The sequence below is a fragment of the Nocardioides sp. Z24_21 genome (assembly GCF_058134345.1).
Genome location: NZ_JBYTTH010000001.1, coordinates 1119991 through 1134881, shown reverse-complemented (window position 1 = coordinate 1134881; position 14891 = coordinate 1119991). Strand labels below are relative to the sequence as shown.

Here is a 14891-nt window from a genome sequence, read left to right as displayed (position 1 = left end):
CGCGTGCCACCGCTTCGTCGAGCGACGTCTCGCCGGCGAGGATCGACGTGGACAGACGCGCGGCCCCGTCAGAGACAGCCTCATCCACCAAGCTGTCCTGCAGAGCGGGGTGATCAGGCACCGGCCCCAGCCTCCCTCGTGGCGACGACGAACCTGCACGGTAGCGGTGCGATGCCACGGCTCTGGTCGACGACCACGGGTTGGCTCAGTGCGAGGCGTCGGGCGAGTCCCCACTCGGACAGGTGCGTGAGGATCGCCATCCCGAGGTGGCGCCCCGGGCACGCGTGGGGGCCCGCCCCGAAGGGCAGCCACGCGCCGGGACGCTGCGTCTCGTCCCGCCACCGGTCGGGGGCGAACCCGGTCAGTCCGGAGGGCTCGCCCGGCACGAGCTCGGGAAGCCGGCCGAGCAGGAGCGGGCTCACCAGCACGACGGCGCCCGACGGGACGCGGTGGCCGTCGAGGTCGACCTCCCGGGTGGTGATGCGCGCCGTGATCCAGGTGGGTGGCGTCAGGCGCAGCGTCTCCCAGACCACGTGCGACGCGTCGACCTGGCGGGGGCCCTGCGACGGGTGGGCGGCGAGCCACGCGACCAGCCAGGCTCCTGCCGCGATGGGGACCTGGATCCCGGCGGCCAGCATCGTGGCCGCGAGCTGGGGAGGACCGTCGAGCCCGGGGGCCACCGCCAGTGCGGCATGGAGCGCCGAGCGGGCCTCGCCCTCGCGGCGTCGCGCGCGGCTCCACCGCCGAGGAGGCCTCCTGGCGGCGATCACCGGCGCCAGGGCGTCGATCCAGTCGAGCACCAGGTCGGCGACGAGGTCACGTCGGGTGACGTCGAGGGAGGGCAGCACCGCGGCCGTCGTGCAGCGCGCCACCGGGCGGCGCAGCAGCGCCATGGCGTCGTACGGCTCGTCGGTCGTCGAACGGTCGTGCTCCGCCAGGGCGGCGTCCCACTCGGCGGCGAAGACGGCCAGCCCGCGAGCGACCCGGTCGGGGGGGACCGGGGGGAACACCACGTGTCCGGAGCGGGTCTCGCCGCGGCTGGCCGACAGGTCGCCGCTGCGGGTGACGTCGCCGGGGAAGTCGAAGTCGGAGACGTCCGTGAGGACCTGGCGGGCCTGGTCGAGCGAGGTGGTGAGCCACGGTCCGTGACGCCCGAGGGCGACCACCCCGGAGCGTGGCGCCGACAGGACAGCGCCGAGCCGGCCTCCGGCCGACTCGACGCTGTCCAGCTGTGTCACGGGGACGAGCGCTGGTCGCGCGTCCGAGCGTGTCAGCGGGCGCCGGGGCCGGGACGCCACATGTAGTAGGACTGGATCTGGCGGGCAGCGCGCTTGGCCTCGATCGCGGTGCGGATGCGGTTCATCATGGTGTTCTCCAAGGTGGGGTGATGGTGTACGCCGGGGAGGCGCACGGGGTTCTGCGCGGGACTCCTTGCCCGTGGGGTGACAGGGGCGGGTCAGGACTCCAGGTCGCGCAGGGTCTCGGCGATCAGGTCGGTCAGCTGCTGGATCCGCAGCGGCTTCTGCATGACGGTCGTGATGCCGAGTTCTTGGAGGACCGCGCGGTTGTCGCCGGCCCAGGCGGAGATGACGACGACGCGCAGTCCGGGAGCCACGTCGGGGTGCTCGCGCAACCACCGCACCACCTCGACGCCGCTCATCCGGGGCATCGTCAGGTCGAGCAGCATGACCTCGAAGCGCTCGCGCTCCAAGGTCTCCACCGCGTCCTGGCCGTCGCATGCCGTGGACGCCACGTGGCCGGCTCGCTCGACCAGGCGGCAGAAGACGTCGCGGATGTCCTCGTTGTCATCGACGACGAGGAACCGCAGCTGCCGCTCGTTGCTCACGCGTCAAGATTAGTCAAACGGGTGGCAAGTGGTGGGGCGTCTGCCCAAATCTTGTCCGCGGAGCGGGCTGCGGACCCCTCCGCGGCGTCGACGGGTTGGGTGCCCGTCGACGGCTGGCCCTATGCTGGGCGCTGCTCGACCGGGTCCGTCCCGGACGAGCTGGCCCCCATCGTCTAGCGGCCCAGGACCCCGCCCTTTCACGGCGGTAGCGCCGGTTCGAATCCGGTTGGGGGTGCCACCCGAGTCGAGGGTGGGCGCCGATTGGGTGCCGCCGGAGACCATGGGTTAGAGTTCCACCGCTTCACCAGTTCGACCAGTTGTCACCTGGCCCCGTAGCGCAGTTGGTTAGCGCGCCGCCCTGTCACGGCGGAGGCCGCGGGTTCGAGTCCCGTCGGGGTCGCCAACGCATGACCAGCAGGGTGAGCCACCAGGCTCACCCTGCTGGTCATTTCGAGGTTGGTCATCTCGGGCTTGGTCATCTCGGGCCTGGTCACCTCGGGCCTGGTCGTCGGTGGCTGGGCGCTTCGGCGGGGTGACCACGTTCTCGCGGGTTTCCCGGGCGACCCTAGGCTGACGCCATGCCGATCGACCTCGACGCCGACGCGTTCGACGCCATGGTGGAGCGGGCCCTCGACGGCCTCCCCGACGAGCTCGCCCGGCTCGTGGACAACGTGGTGGTCCTCGTCGAGCCGGAGGCGCCCCCGGACGACCCCGACCTCCTCGGGCTCTACGACGGGCTCGCCCTGACCGAGCGGCCGGCCAACCACTCCGGCATGCTCCCCGACCGGATCCTGCTGTTCCGCGGGCCGCTCCTCGACATGGCCGACACCGTCGATGACCTCGAGGACGAAGTGCGCATCACCGTCGTCCACGAGGTGGCCCACCACTTCGGCCTCGACGACCGGCGCCTGCACGAGCTGGGCTGGGGCTAGACCCGACCCGCACGCGGCGCTGGACCACCCGGGACCAGGGGTGCGGCGAGGAGCGAGGTCACCCGACCTGGCTGGCCGAGGACGACGTGATCGCGCGCGGGCTGCCGTCCCACGGCTGCGCGCTGGCGCCGTCGAGCTGGTGGACCAGCTCGCCGAGGAGCCAGTTGTGCAGAGCCCGCTGGCGGGGCGTGCGTGCGATGGACAGCAGCCGCTCGGCCCGGCAGAACGCGTCGGCGACGTCGAACATCTCGGTCATGGTGACGAAGATCGGCCCCGACTCGCGGACCATCGGGAACGCCAGGTCCACGCGCCTCAGCCCGCGCGCCTCGGCGGCGCGGACCTGCTCGACGTACGTCTCGGGGAACTGTCGCTCGAAGTTGGCGAACATCGAGGTCAGGTCGCCCGCCAGCGGGTAGTCGGACTGATGCGAGAGCGACAGCAGGCGCAGCTCGCGGCGCAGCTCGTGGTACTGCCGGGTGAGGGCGGTGTAGAGGGGGAGGTCGACGCCGAGGAGACGGATGTCGACCGCGTCCTCGCTGGTGGGCTCGGCCCGGGCCGGGTCCTGGCGGTCGATGACCCACTCGACCGACCCGGTGTCGGTCATCTCCGGGGCCGGCTCGAACCAGACGATCTTGCCGTCGGACTCGATGGTCGCGCCCCACGCCTGGGCACACTGGGCCACGATGGAGAGGCCACGGCCGAAGGTGAGCAGGAGGTCGAGGTCGTCGCCCTCGACCGGTGCCGGCGGCACCGGCGGGCGGGGCGAGCCGTCGATCACCTCGATGCGCGGGTGGGAGGCCGTGCCACGCACCCGCACCCGGTAGGGGGCGGCGGCGTGCAGGAGGGCGTTGGCCACCAGCTCCGAGACGCCCAGCTCGGCGCACTCCACCAGGTCGTCACGCTCGAGCCGCAGGCAGATGTCCCCGACCCAGCGACGCGCGTCGGCCGCAGCGCGCGGCGAGGACGCAAGCGTCAACTCGGAGCTCAACGGCACTGGGACTCATTTCGGGCGGGGACGAGCAGTGGTGGACAGTCCAGTGGATCCATGATTGCCCAGGCACGCGTGGTTCAAACCTTGACGAACACCATAGTTTCTCGCACGGCTGGGTAGTGGGTGTGAGCAAGCAGACGCGCCAGGCGTTTCGCCAGCCGTGCGCGCCGAGCGAGAATGGCGTGATGGCGCGCGTCACGCCGCCGCACCTCACGACCCCAGGAGCTCCCATGACCTCGACCGCGACGCAGTCGGAACGCCACAAGGTCGTGGTGATCGGGTCGGGCTTCGGCGGGCTGTTCGGGACCAAGGCCCTGCGCAAGGCCGACGTCGACGTGACCGTCATCGCCAAGACCACCCACCACCTCTTCCAGCCGCTCCTCTACCAGGTCGCGACCGGCATCCTGTCCGCGGGCGAGATCGCCCCGCCGACCCGTGAGGTGCTCAGTGGCCAGCACAACGCCAGCGTGATCCTGGGCGAGGTGACGGCGATCGACCTGACCGCCCGCACGGTCACGTCCACGGTCCTCGGCCGCGACACCGTGACGTCGTACGACTCGCTGCTCGTGGCCGCCGGGGCCAGCCAGTCCTACTTCGGCAACGACCACTTCGCCGAGTTCGCTCCCGGCATGAAGAGCATCGACGACGCCCTCGAGCTGCGGGGCCGCATCTTCGGCGCCTTCGAGATGGCCGAGCTGGGTGCCAGGCGGGGCGACGATGTCGACCACCTGCTGACCTTCGTCGTCGTCGGCGCTGGACCGACCGGCGTGGAGATGGCCGGCCAGATCGCCGAGCTCGCCCACCGCACGCTGCGCAAGGACTTCCGCGCCATCAACACCCGCACCGCCCGCGTCGTGCTGATCGACGCCGCCGGGCAGGTGCTGCCGCCGTTCGGCAGCAAGCTGGGCGAGAAGACCAAGGCCGAGCTGGAGAAGCTCGGCGTCGAGGTGATGCTCGGCGCGATGGTGACCGACGTGGACGAGCGCGGCCTCGACGTGAAGTTCAAGGACGGCCGCGTCGAGCGGATCAGCTCCGTCGCCAAGATCTGGGCCGCCGGCGTGCAGGCCAACCCGCTGAGCAAGACCCTGTCGGAGCAGACCGGTGCCCCGCTGGACCGCGCAGGGCGGATCTCGGTCAACCCCGACCTGACCCTCCCCGGCCACCCCGAGGTGTTCGTCGTCGGCGACATGATCGCGCTCGACAACCTCCCCGGCGTCGCGCAGGTCGCGATCCAGGGCGCCAAGTACGCCGCCAAGGAGATCGCCAACCGGCTCGACGGCAAGGCCCCGCAGGCGCCGTTCAAGTACTTCGACAAGGGCTCGATGGCCATCATCAGCCGCTTCCGTGCCGTGGCGATGGTCGGCAAGCTCCGGCTCACCGGCGTGCTGGCGTGGCTGATGTGGCTCGGCGTGCACCTCGTCTACCTCACCGGCTTCAAGAACCAGGTCTCGGCGCTGATGCGCTGGGCGATCACCTTCGCGAGCAACCGCCGCTCGGAGCGCACGACCACCGAGCAGCAGATCTTCGCCCGTGCGGCGCTCGCGCGGCTGCGCGGCGGTGCGGCCGACCTGGTCTCCGACCCGGGCATCTACGACGCGACGCGCGCGATGATGCAGGAGACGCGGCGCCAGGAGCTCGAGGCGTCCGCCGTCCGCGAGGCCGAGCTCACCGACTCGGGCGCGCGCGGCGTCCCGGCCGATCGCGTCGGCGGCGCCTGAGGGCGGACGCGCTCAGGCGCTCGACGGGGCCGCGGGATCGGACTCCGGGGCCGGCTCGCCCTTCGGCCGGCGGAGCTGGTGACCCGTCACGCGGGCGGCGACCACGAACGCGATGATCGCGATCGCGGCACCGGCCACGTCATCGGCGATGTGGTGCCAGCCGAAGTAGAGCGTGGCGATGACGGTCAGGACGAAGTTGACCCAGAAGATCCGCCGCACGATCTTGCTGCTCACCGTGTACTGCGCCATCAGCGCCCACAGCAGGGCGATCGCGGTGTGCAGGCTCGCGAACCCGGCGACGCCCTGGTAGTCGCCCTCGTGCCACAGGAAGCCCTGCCGCGTGTAGACCAGCGACTCCATGAGGTCGGAGGTGCCGTTGGGCGTGAGGTCGCTGGTCAGCCACGGGTACATGATCCCCGGCCCGAGGGTCGGCAGGAGGTAGTAGGACGCGGCGCCCAGCGTCCACGCGATGCCCTGCGCGGTGACGAACCACCAGCCGTGGCCGATGTTGCGCGACCAGACCAGCCAGACGGTGACCAGGATCGCGACGAGCGGGATGTAGGCGAGGTAGACCGCGGACAGCAGGTGCGCCGCGATGCCGGTGCCGAGGATGTCGTGGAGCAGGGTCGACGGGTCGTGGCCGAGGAGCAGGAAGCGGTCGAGGGCACGCAGCTCGCTGTCGAACTTCACCTCGCGCACCAGCGGGAGCAGCGACTTGAGGTTGCGGTAGGCGACGTAGACCACGTAGAAGCCCGAGATGCCGACGATGACGAGCTGCAGGCGGGCGCGGGTCCAGTGCGTACGCAGGCGGTCCCGGATCGCGGCGACGGTGCGGGCCGGGTCGAGGCGCCCCCGCCACAGCGCCTGGGGGAGCAGGTCGAGCACGATGGCCGCCGCGCACAGGACCGGCAGGCGCACCCACGACGGGCCGAGGAAGCTCCCCTCGGGGTCGGCGACGGGCCGGTCGAGCAGCATGCTCGTGGCGAACGTGACGATGCCGATCAGGATCGCGTTGGCCACCAGGAACGTGTAGGGCCGCGACGTCCACCGTCGCCGGCTGCCTGTCGGTGCGTCGAGGGCGGCGGGCGAAGGCGCGGGCATGTGACTCCGGTCGTGCTCAGGCTGGCGGATGCTCCCATTGTCGCGGATTGGTCAAGCCCGGGCGCACCCGGGAGGCGGTTGTCCGCCACGCGACGCCGGGCGAGGATGACGGGATGCGAGCAGTGGTCTACTCCGAGAGCGGTGACACGTCGGTGCTCCGGCTGGTCGAGCGGACGGCCGAGGAGCCCGGCCCGGGCGAGGTCCGGGTGAGGATCGTGCGCGCCGGGGTCAACCCCACGGACTGGAAGTTCCGCGCCGGCGGCATGGGCGAGCTCGCGTTCCCCGAGATCGTGCCGGGCCAGGACGGCTCGGGAGTGGTCGACGCCGTGGGCCCCGGCGTCACCGCCTTCGCCGTGGGAGACCGGGTGTGGACGATCCTGGCCCAGCACACCCGGCCGGGCGGCACGGCACAGGAGCAGGTCGTGCTGCCGCTCGCCCACGTGGCACCGCTGCCCGAGGCCGCGTCGTACGACCTCGGCGCCTCCCTCGGCGTCCCCGCGGTCACCGCCCATCGCGCGCTGACGACCTCCGAGGACGGTCCCGACCGGCTCTCGCCCGGAGCGCTCGCGGGGATGACGGTGCTCGTCGCCGGCGGCGCCGGCGCGGTCGGCAACGCGGCGATCCAGCTGGCGCGCTGGGCCGGCGCGACGGTGGTCGCCACGGTGAGCAGCGACGCGAAGGCGTCGCTCGCGACGGCTGCCGGAGCGCACCACGTCGTCAATCACCGCGAGGACGATCTCGTCGGCTCCGTGCGTGCCCTGGTCCCTGCCGGCGTCGACCTCGTCGTCGAGGTGGCGCCCGCACCCAACCTGCGCCACGACCTCCGGGTGATCCGGCCCCGCGGCACGATCGCGATCTACGCCAACAACGGCGGCGACGAGCTGACCCTCAGCGTCCGCGAGACGTTCTCCACCAACGCCCGCTTCCAGTGGGTGCTGCTCTACACCGTCGGACCGGACGCCCTCCGGGCCGCGGCGGCGGACGTCACCGCCGCCCTCGCCGACGGTGCGTTGGGGGTCGGGGACGAGCACGGACTGCCCCTGCACCACTACCCGCTCGAGCGGACGGCCGACGCCCACGCCGCCGTCGAGGCCGGCGCGGTCGGCAAGGTGCTCATCGACGTCGTCGACGCCTGAGCGAGCCGCGCGTCGACCGGCGTTCGGTAGGCCCCGTCGGACTCGAACCGACAACCAACGGATTAAAAGTCCGCTGCTCTACCCATTGAGCTAGAGGCCCGGAGCGCGAGCCTCCGCGTCCGGCGAACCGTCCGACAGACCCACGCGTGGTGCGATCCTCTCAGAGCGCGCGGTCGTGGTGCCCGTCGGCCGCCCGCCGGGCGCGGTAGGCGCGCACCTTCATCACATTGCCGCAGGGGTCGGTGCTGCACCAGCGCATCGCGTGGGTGGGGGTGGGGTCGTAGTAGATCCACCGGCAGTCATCGCGCTGGCACTCGCGCAGGTGCTCCCACTGCCCGGTCAGCATCGCCTCGTGGACGATCGCGACGGCGTCGCCGACGATCCGCTCGACCGCCGCCGGACGCGACGGGCGGGCCCGCCGCAGGCGCGCGGCGTGCTCGCCCACCTCGACCCGCACGGGATGGCGGCGGGCGACGTCGTTGAAGGCCGATCGGGTCGAGGGCGAGGGCCGGAGCAGCAGGTCGCGCACCACGTCGCGGAAGGCGCGGTAGGGCCTGAGGTCCGCGGTGGCCGGGAGGGGTGCGTAGGCCGAGCCGGCGCGGGCGAGGAAGCGGTTGAGGGAGCCGACGTCCTGGCCGTGGTCGATGCCATGGAACCGGTCGTCGGTGTTGAGGAGGTGGCGCACCTCCTCCAGCGCTCCCGGTGCCGGGCGATCGGTGTCCACTCAGCCCTCCCGCGTCTCGTCCTCGCGAAACCCCGTGACGAGGTGGTTACCATCATAACGTCTCGTGAGGTAACAGACGGGGGATGGGCATGCTGGCTGCGCAGGTCGGGATCGACGTGCTGGGCCCCAGCGCGGCCCGGGTCGGCGACGTCCCGGTGGCCATGGGCGCGCGACGGCTGCGCAGCCTGCTGGCCCTGCTCGTGCTCGAGCGCGGCCGGCCGGTCGCCGTCGAGCGGATCATCGACGCCCTGTGGGAGGGCGCCCCTCCGCCCGGTGCCGCCAACACGCTGCAGGGCTACGTCGCCGGCCTGCGTCGCCTGCTCGAGCCCGGCCGGCGGCCACGGGCCGCCTCGTCGCTGCTCGTGCACGAGGCGAGCGGCTACCGGCTCGCCGTGCGCCCGGAGCAGATCGACGTCGAGCGGTTCCAGGCGACCGTACGCTCCGCGCGGGAGCGGCTGCGCCGCCTGCCCGACCCGATGCGACCGGCGCTGCTCCCGGACCTCCCGGTCGGGCCGGGCGTCGAGGCCGCCGAGGCCCGGCGGGCGGAGCTCACCGCCGCGCTGCGGCTGTGGCGCGGCGACGCCTACGCCGACCTCGGCGAGCTGCCAGCGGCGGTCGCGGAGCGACACCGGCTCGAGCAGCTGTGCCTCGAGGCGCGGGTCGCCCGGACCGTCATCGACCTGTCCCTCGATCGCCCGTCCAGCGCGGCCGCGGCGCTCGAGGACCTGGCCGGACGGCACCCCCTGCGCGAACGCCTCTGGGGGCTCTGGGCTGTCGCCCTCGTCCGCGACGGCCGTCAGGCGGAGGGGCTCGCGGTGCTGGCCACGCTGCGGAGCCGGCTCGCCGACGAGCTGGGCGTCGACCCCACGCCGGCGCTCGCCGCGATGCAGGCCGACGTCCTGCTCCACCACCCCGCCGTCCTCGGCCTCGACCGCGGCGTCGCCCGCGACGAGTCGCGGGCGCACCGTGCCGTGGTGGTCCTCGACGGCGGTGACGAGCAGGACCATCGCCTCGCGGACGAGCTGGTCCGCCGCGCGAGCGGGCCCCTCACCGTGCCGGGACGGGCGAGCGTCGGTGACGCCGGGGCGTGCACCCACGACGGGTGCTTCCGCCAGCCGGTCGTGGTGGTGGTCGTCGACGACGGTCCGGGGCAGCACCCGGGCGTCGGACGCCGCCCGGCGCACCGTGACCCCTCCGTTACCGACCCGGCCCAACGGTCACCGTTTCGTGACGATCACCGCCGTCGCGGGCGGACCTTCCCCGCCTAGCGTCCTGGAGAGGGCCGGGGACACCCTTCTCCGGCCAGGTCGAGGAAGAAAGGTTGGACAGGATGAGGCGGAACAAGCCGCTCGCGCTCGTTGCCGGTGCTGCCCTGATCACCCTCGCCGCCTGCGGTGGCGGATCGTCGGACGACGGTGAGTCCGGGTCGGGGACCGAGAGGGACTTCAGCGAGCAGGGAGGTGGGACGAAGGACCCCGAGCGCCAGGGCCCCGCTGCCGAGGTCGAAGGAGCGTCGGCGGGCGGGACGATCACGGTCTACCTGCCTGGCGATCCCGGGCCCAACTCGCTCGACCCGACCGGTGGTTGGTCGGTGACCGGCAACTCCATCCAGCAGGCGCTCACGAGCCGCTCGCTGACCCAGTACATCCGTGACGAGAACGGCCAGCCGGTGCTGGTGCCCGACCTCGCCACCGACCTGGGCACCCCCAACGACGACTACACGGAGTGGACCTTCACCATCCGTGACAACGCGACGTGGGAGGACGGCAAGCCCGTCACGGCCGAGGAGGTCGCGTTCGGCATCTGCCGCTCGCTCGACTCCGAGGCGTTCCCGTCCGGTCCGGGCACCGAGTACTCCAAGACCTACTTCGCGGGTGCCGAGGACTACGCGGGTCCCTACACGGCCAAGGACCCCAAGTGCGAGAACTGGGACGGGATCGCGGTCGACGGCCAGGACATCACCATCTCGATGTCGCAGCCGTTCCCTGACATGGACTACTGGGGCGCGTTCATGGCGATGGGCCCCGCGCCCCTCGGCGACGCCTCCGAGCCGCCGAACTACGGCACCAAGCCGCTGTCCAACGGTCCCTACAAGATCGAGAGCTTCAAGCCCAACGAGGAGCTGGTCGTGGTGAAGAACGATCAGTGGGCCGCTGACTCCGACCCGGGTCGTCACCAGTACGCCGACGGGTTCGTCTTCAAGTTCAACCAGGACCAGGCCAAGGTCGACGAGATCATGCTCTCCGACAACGCCGACAGCCAGACGGCCGTGGCCACCGCGCTCGGCTCGGACAAGTACAACGACGCCAACGACCAGCTCGGTGACCGCCTGGTCCAGCAGACCTCGCAGTGCGTCTCCACGCTGACCCCGGACTACACCAAGATCCCCGAGATCGAGGTCCGCAAGGCGCTCGCCTACGCCTACCCCTACGAGGACGTCTGGATCGCCAGCGGCGAGGTGCCCGGTGTCACCCGCGTCCCGGCCAACTCGCTGATGCCGCCCGGGATGGCCGGCAAGAAGGACTTCCAGGTCGACGGTGAGCAGATCACCTACGACCCGGAGAAGGCCAAGGCCCTCCTGGAGGAGGCCGGTGTCGAGACCCCCTACCCGATCACCATGATCTACTACGAGGTCGACCCGCTGGCCAAGGCGGCCCAGGACCAGACCACCAAGGGCTTCGAGGCCGCCGGCTTCTCGGTCAAGGCGATCCCGGTGCAGGAGTCGCCCTACAACATCTGGCTCGACCCCGACAACAAGGTCAACAAGAAGCTCAACTTCCGGGGCGTCAACTGGTGCTCGGACTGGCCGTCAGGCTCCACGGTCCTGCCCTCGCTCGCCCGGACCGGCGCGGTCTACAACACCGCCTACTTCTCCGAGGAGTCGGTCGACGAGGAGATGGACCGCATCAACACGCTGCCCCTCGACGAGCAGGCTGACGCGTGGGGTGCGCTGGACGAGAAGATCATGACGGAGTACTTCCCGATCATCCCGACCGCCTACCGCAACGACCTGTTCGTGTTCGGCACCAAGGTCGGCAATCCGACGGGCGATGGCTCGATCGGCGCGCCGAACTACAAGGACCTGTTCGTCATGCAGTGATCCTGGCGCGCGTGGATGGGGGTTCCCGGTCTCCGGGAGCCCTCATTCCACGTGTCGGCGCGTGTCGGCGCGCGTCAGCGCGTGGTGGTGCGGACGTCGGGGGAGGTGGTCCCGGGTGCCGGCTCGCCCGGGCCGCCGCGCCAGTGCGGCAGCGGTGCGTCGCCCACGGCGACCGCGGTGGCGGCGTCGGCCAGCAGCCGGGTCGTGTCGAGGAGCGGCAGCGGGGAGACGGCGGGCGTGACCAGTGCCCCCAGCTCGGCGCAGCCGAGGACCACCGCCTGGCAGCGGTGCAGTCGCAGTCCGTCGATGAGCTCGAGCACGACGTCGCGCGAGCGCAGCGAGGTCCTCCCGTGCACGAGCTCGTCGAAGACGATGGAGTGCAAGGTCGTCTGGTCGGTCAGTGCGAGCGGCACGGCGGCGATGCCCATCGGCTCGAGCTCGTCGGCGTAGCGGCGCCACTCCAGCGTCCAGCGGGTGCCGAGCACGCCGACCCTGGCGTACCCGTGTCGCTGCGCCTCGGCGGCCACCACCGAGGCCGCGTGGAGTCCGGGCAGGGCGAGGTCGGCGCCGGGCTCGTCGAGCGGGGCGTACGCCGTGTCGTCGGGGCAGACGAAGAAGTGGGCGCCCGCCTCCCGCAGCCGGGTGGCGCCGAGCGCGAGCTGGGTGCGCACGGTGTCGGGGTCGTTGCGCTGCCACGCGTCGGCGCCGCCCGCCAGCGGCTGCCAGACCAGGCTCAGCTCCGGCTGCTGGTGGCCGTCCGGGTGGGAGGCGCTGACCTCGTCGATCCGGCGCAACATCTCGGCGGCGCTGTGCAGGCGCGGAGCGAGGACGCCGATGTGGAACACGGCTCAGCCCCCTCTCGTCCGGGCACACCCCAGACGTCCATCATGACTCGCGTCGCTGGGGTCCGACTGGGACGGACGTCCGGAGCGCCTACCGTGGCCCCGTGGACGCCCTCGTCGAGATCTGCCTGGAGGACGTCGGGGGCGCCGGGATCGCGGCCGCTGCGGGCGCGGACGCCGTGGAGGTGTGCGCCGGGCTGGCCGAGGGCGGCACCACTCCGACCCTCGGGTTCGTCCGGCACAGCGCGGCCTCGGCCGCCGGCCTGGACGTGCGGGTGCTGGTGCGCGCGCGACCCGGTGACTTCGTCCACTCCGCGGCCGAGGTCGACGTGATGGTGGCCGACATCGAGGCCACCCGCGCCGCGCTGGGGGAGTCGGTTCGCCTCGGGTTCGTCCTCGGCACGCTCGAGCCAGACGGCACCGTCGCCGCGGCGGCCGTACGCCGCCTGGTCGCGGCCTGCGGGGACGCACCGGTCACCTTCCACAAGGCCTTCGACTCCGTGCCCGACCGGCTGTCCGCGCTGGCGCTGCTCGCCGACCTCGGCATCACCCGGGTGCTCACGGCCGGTGGACCCGGGCCCGCGCTCGACCACCTGACCGAGCTCGCCGAGCTGGTCGGGCGGGGCGGCGACGAGGTCCGCATCGCCGTCGGCGGAGGCGTGCGCCCGGACAACGTGGCCCGCGTCGTCGCCGAGACCGGCGCCCGCGAGGTGCACCTGCGGGCGGCCGCGCCGGTCGCCCGCGCCGGGGTGTCGCCGGGCTACGACGAGGCTCCGCGCAGCGTGACGAGCGCCGCCGTGGTCGCGGAGGTGCTGTCAGCCCTGGGTCGCTGAGCCGGTGTCGCCGGGGAAGAGCTCGGCCTCCGCGAGGGGGTCGACGTCCGAGACGTCGTCGAGGGGGAAGATCGGGCGCCGGACCCGCCGGTGGCCGAGCCGCACGAGGTCTTGGTCGACCCCTCCCGGGGTGAGCGCGAGCATCCAGTCGGCGGCCAGGTCGAACAGCTCCGGCTCGAGGTAGCCGATCTTGACCACCACGATGTCGGCGCCCCGGGGGTCCAGGCCGAGCCGGGTGAAGTCGGACTCGAGGTGGTAGGGCCTGCGCCGGCGGGTCACGACCACGTCCACGGCGGGGGTGCGCACCACGACCTCGAGGTTGTCCTCGGACGGCACGACGGCGACCACCCGTCCCGACACCTCCACCGGCGGCTCGGGCCGCGCGTCGACGCGTGCTCCCACGGTGAGGCGTACGTCGGCCCCGACGCCGGCCTCCGCGGCCGCGAGCGCGCCGGTCGCGTCGGGGATGGAGGCGTAGATCGCGCGCTTGCCGCTCGCGAGCAGCCCCTCGCTCGCGAGCAGCCGGGCGAGCGTCCACGTGACGTCGCCGGCGCCGCCCGCGGTCGGGTTGTCGCCCGAGTCGGAGATGACATAGGGCGCCTCGGCGGAGCCGATCGCGGCCGCCAGCACCTCGGCCAGCGTGCCGGTCGGGGCGACGAAGCCGAACTCCTCGCGTCGCTCCCACAGCTCGCTCGCGAGTGCGCTCGCCTCGGCCATCGCCAGGGCGGCGTCGTCGCCGAGCACCATCACGACCGCGCCGTTGCGCGGCTCGTCGGCCCACGGGTAGCCGATCCAGATGCCGGCGTCGAGGATCCCGTCGAGCGCCTCGATCTCCGGCACGCGCGCGTAGAGGCTCGTCGCGGGCTCCTGGCGGGTGCTGGTCATCTCGCCCGGCAGGAGGATGGGCACGGGCACCCAGGCCTTCGCCGGGCGACGGCGTCCCGACGGCAGCGCGAGGCGGTCGAGGAGGTTGCGCGCGGCGCGCTCCTTGGTCTCCTGCCAGTCCACGTGGGGTGCGGTCCGGTAGGTCGTCAGCAGGTCGACGGTCTCGGCGAGGGTGCGCGAGACGTTGCCGTGCAGGTCCATCCCGCTGCTGATGAGGCAGTCGGGGCCCACCACGGCCCGCACGGCCACCGCGAGGTCGCCCTCCATGTCGTCGAGGCCGACGACGCTCGCGGCGCCGTGGATGTCGAGGACGACGCCGTCGAGCGGCGCCTCGCCCACCGCGGCGACGAGCCCGGCGAGGACCTCGGCCTTGAGCTGGGCGTAGTCGTCGGCCGGGATCGCGCCGCCCGCGATGCTGCGGGCCTGCAGGATGCCGATCCACTCCGCCCGGTCGGCGAGCGCGCCGCCGGCCGCCCAGAACGGCCAGGCGTCGAGCACCTCGCGGCCGCGGCGGGGAGCGAGCATCGCAGCGGTGGTGAGAGCGGGGGAGAAGGTGGACGCCTCGAGGCTGATGCCGCAGACGGCCACGCGGGGGAGGTCCGGGAGGACCGCGTCGGTGGTCACCTCGCGATGGTGTCAGGGCGTGTCGAGGGGCCGGTCGGCAGGCCCGTTCGCCGGATGTTCGTCAACAGGTCCCTTCGGACCGGTGACGTCGCGGGATTTCTTGGTAGTGTCTGTCGTGCAACAGGTGCAAGTTCCAGCAGGTTGACGCCCGCGGAGTTT

13 protein-coding genes and 3 tRNA genes are annotated in these 14891 nt (G+C 72.5%); 8 read left to right on the top strand and 8 right to left on the bottom strand.

Features of this window, described 5'->3' with window-relative positions; all coding sequences use genetic code 11:
* Nucleotides 1-113: 113 nt before the first annotated feature.
* On the bottom strand, nucleotides 114-1238 hold the full coding sequence (locus AC3X7Z_RS05545) for a cytochrome P450 (RefSeq protein WP_489975273.1): 1125 nt from the start codon (nucleotides 1236-1238) through the stop codon (nucleotides 114-116).
* Nucleotides 1239-1456: 218 nt separating this feature from the next.
* Entirely contained in the window at nucleotides 1457-1846 is a 390-nt protein-coding gene (locus AC3X7Z_RS05540) for a response regulator (RefSeq protein ID WP_186339290.1), read from the bottom strand.
* 162 nt (nucleotides 1847-2008) lie between these two features.
* Here AC3X7Z_RS05540 and AC3X7Z_RS05535 point away from each other — a divergent pair.
* The 3 genes from AC3X7Z_RS05535 to AC3X7Z_RS05525 all read left to right on the top strand — a co-directional run bounded on the left by AC3X7Z_RS05535 (nucleotide 2009) and on the right by AC3X7Z_RS05525 (nucleotide 2778).
* Nucleotides 2009-2084, top strand: a tRNA-Glu gene (locus tag AC3X7Z_RS05535).
* Between the two features lie 88 nt (nucleotides 2085-2172).
* Nucleotides 2173-2249: transfer RNA gene (locus tag AC3X7Z_RS05530), tRNA-Asp, on the top strand.
* 175 nt (nucleotides 2250-2424) lie between these two features.
* A complete protein-coding gene (locus AC3X7Z_RS05525) occupies nucleotides 2425-2778 on the top strand; it encodes a metallopeptidase family protein (protein ID WP_186339289.1) in 354 nt (117 codons plus the stop codon).
* 58 nt (nucleotides 2779-2836) lie between these two features.
* Here the strand turns inward: AC3X7Z_RS05525 and AC3X7Z_RS05520 are convergent, their stop codons facing one another.
* Nucleotides 2837-3772: an ATP-binding protein gene (locus AC3X7Z_RS05520; RefSeq protein ID WP_186339288.1), complete on the bottom strand. Its 936-nt coding sequence runs from the start codon at nucleotides 3770-3772 to the stop codon at nucleotides 2837-2839.
* Between the two features lie 227 nt (nucleotides 3773-3999).
* Between AC3X7Z_RS05520 and AC3X7Z_RS05515 the strand changes: the two genes are divergently transcribed.
* On the top strand, nucleotides 4000-5487 hold the full coding sequence (locus AC3X7Z_RS05515; RefSeq protein ID WP_186339287.1) for an NAD(P)/FAD-dependent oxidoreductase: 1488 nt from the start codon (nucleotides 4000-4002) through the stop codon (nucleotides 5485-5487).
* Nucleotides 5488-5499: 12 nt separating this feature from the next.
* On the opposite strand, the gene AC3X7Z_RS05510 is transcribed toward AC3X7Z_RS05515, so the two are convergent.
* Complete coding sequence (locus AC3X7Z_RS05510) at nucleotides 5500-6588, bottom strand: phosphatase PAP2 family protein (RefSeq protein WP_186339286.1); 1089 nt, start codon at nucleotides 6586-6588, stop codon at nucleotides 5500-5502.
* A 113-nt stretch (nucleotides 6589-6701) separates the two neighbouring features.
* Here AC3X7Z_RS05510 and AC3X7Z_RS05505 point away from each other — a divergent pair, with 113 nt between their 5' ends.
* Entirely contained in the window at nucleotides 6702-7724 is a 1023-nt protein-coding gene (locus AC3X7Z_RS05505) for an NADPH:quinone reductase (RefSeq protein ID WP_489975272.1), read from the top strand.
* Nucleotides 7725-7751: 27 nt separating this feature from the next.
* On the opposite strand, the gene AC3X7Z_RS05500 is transcribed toward AC3X7Z_RS05505, so the two are convergent.
* A tRNA-Lys gene (locus AC3X7Z_RS05500) sits at nucleotides 7752-7824 on the bottom strand.
* 60 nt (nucleotides 7825-7884) lie between these two features.
* Nucleotides 7885-8448 carry a CGNR zinc finger domain-containing protein gene (locus tag AC3X7Z_RS05495; RefSeq protein WP_489975271.1) on the bottom strand — a complete coding sequence of 188 codons (564 nt, stop codon included), beginning with the start codon at nucleotides 8446-8448 and terminating at the stop codon, nucleotides 7885-7887.
* A gap of 89 nt (nucleotides 8449-8537) precedes the next feature.
* Here AC3X7Z_RS05495 and AC3X7Z_RS05490 point away from each other — a divergent pair, with 89 nt between their 5' ends.
* Both AC3X7Z_RS05490 and AC3X7Z_RS05485 read left to right on the top strand, forming a co-directional pair.
* A complete protein-coding gene (locus AC3X7Z_RS05490; RefSeq protein WP_489975270.1) occupies nucleotides 8538-9716 on the top strand; it encodes an AfsR/SARP family transcriptional regulator in 1179 nt (392 codons plus the stop codon).
* Nucleotides 9717-9778: 62 nt separating this feature from the next.
* Nucleotides 9779-11548, top strand: coding sequence for an ABC transporter substrate-binding protein (locus tag AC3X7Z_RS05485; RefSeq protein ID WP_489975269.1), 1770 nt, complete (start codon nucleotides 9779-9781; stop codon nucleotides 11546-11548).
* A 74-nt stretch (nucleotides 11549-11622) separates the two neighbouring features.
* Here AC3X7Z_RS05485 and AC3X7Z_RS05480 read toward each other — a convergent pair whose 3' ends face one another.
* Nucleotides 11623-12393, bottom strand: a complete 771-nt coding sequence (locus AC3X7Z_RS05480; RefSeq protein WP_489975268.1) for an aspartate/glutamate racemase family protein — start codon at nucleotides 12391-12393, stop codon at nucleotides 11623-11625.
* Between the two features lie 101 nt (nucleotides 12394-12494).
* Here AC3X7Z_RS05480 and AC3X7Z_RS05475 point away from each other — a divergent pair, with 101 nt between their 5' ends.
* Nucleotides 12495-13223 carry a copper homeostasis protein CutC gene (locus AC3X7Z_RS05475; protein WP_489975267.1) on the top strand — a complete coding sequence of 243 codons (729 nt, stop codon included), beginning with the start codon at nucleotides 12495-12497 and terminating at the stop codon, nucleotides 13221-13223.
* Here AC3X7Z_RS05475 and AC3X7Z_RS05470 read toward each other — a convergent pair.
* On the bottom strand, nucleotides 13206-14732 hold the full coding sequence (locus AC3X7Z_RS05470; RefSeq protein ID WP_489975266.1) for a M81 family metallopeptidase: 1527 nt from the start codon (nucleotides 14730-14732) through the stop codon (nucleotides 13206-13208). The genes AC3X7Z_RS05475 and AC3X7Z_RS05470 overlap by 18 nt on opposite strands.
* Nucleotides 14733-14891 lie beyond the last annotated feature (159 nt).

Coding starts and splice junctions, on each gene's coding strand:
- AC3X7Z_RS05490 (WP_489975270.1), top strand. CDS start 8,538: ATGCTGGCTGCGCAGGTCGGGATCGACGTGCTGGGCCCCAGCGCGGCC.
- AC3X7Z_RS05485 (WP_489975269.1), top strand. CDS start 9,779: ATGAGGCGGAACAAGCCGCTCGCGCTCGTTGCCGGTGCTGCCCTGATC.
- AC3X7Z_RS05525 (WP_186339289.1), top strand. CDS start 2,425: ATGCCGATCGACCTCGACGCCGACGCGTTCGACGCCATGGTGGAGCGG.
- AC3X7Z_RS05515 (WP_186339287.1), top strand. CDS start 4,000: ATGACCTCGACCGCGACGCAGTCGGAACGCCACAAGGTCGTGGTGATC.
- AC3X7Z_RS05505 (WP_489975272.1), top strand. CDS start 6,702: ATGCGAGCAGTGGTCTACTCCGAGAGCGGTGACACGTCGGTGCTCCGG.
- AC3X7Z_RS05510 (WP_186339286.1), bottom strand. CDS start 6,588: ATGCCCGCGCCTTCGCCCGCCGCCCTCGACGCACCGACAGGCAGCCGG.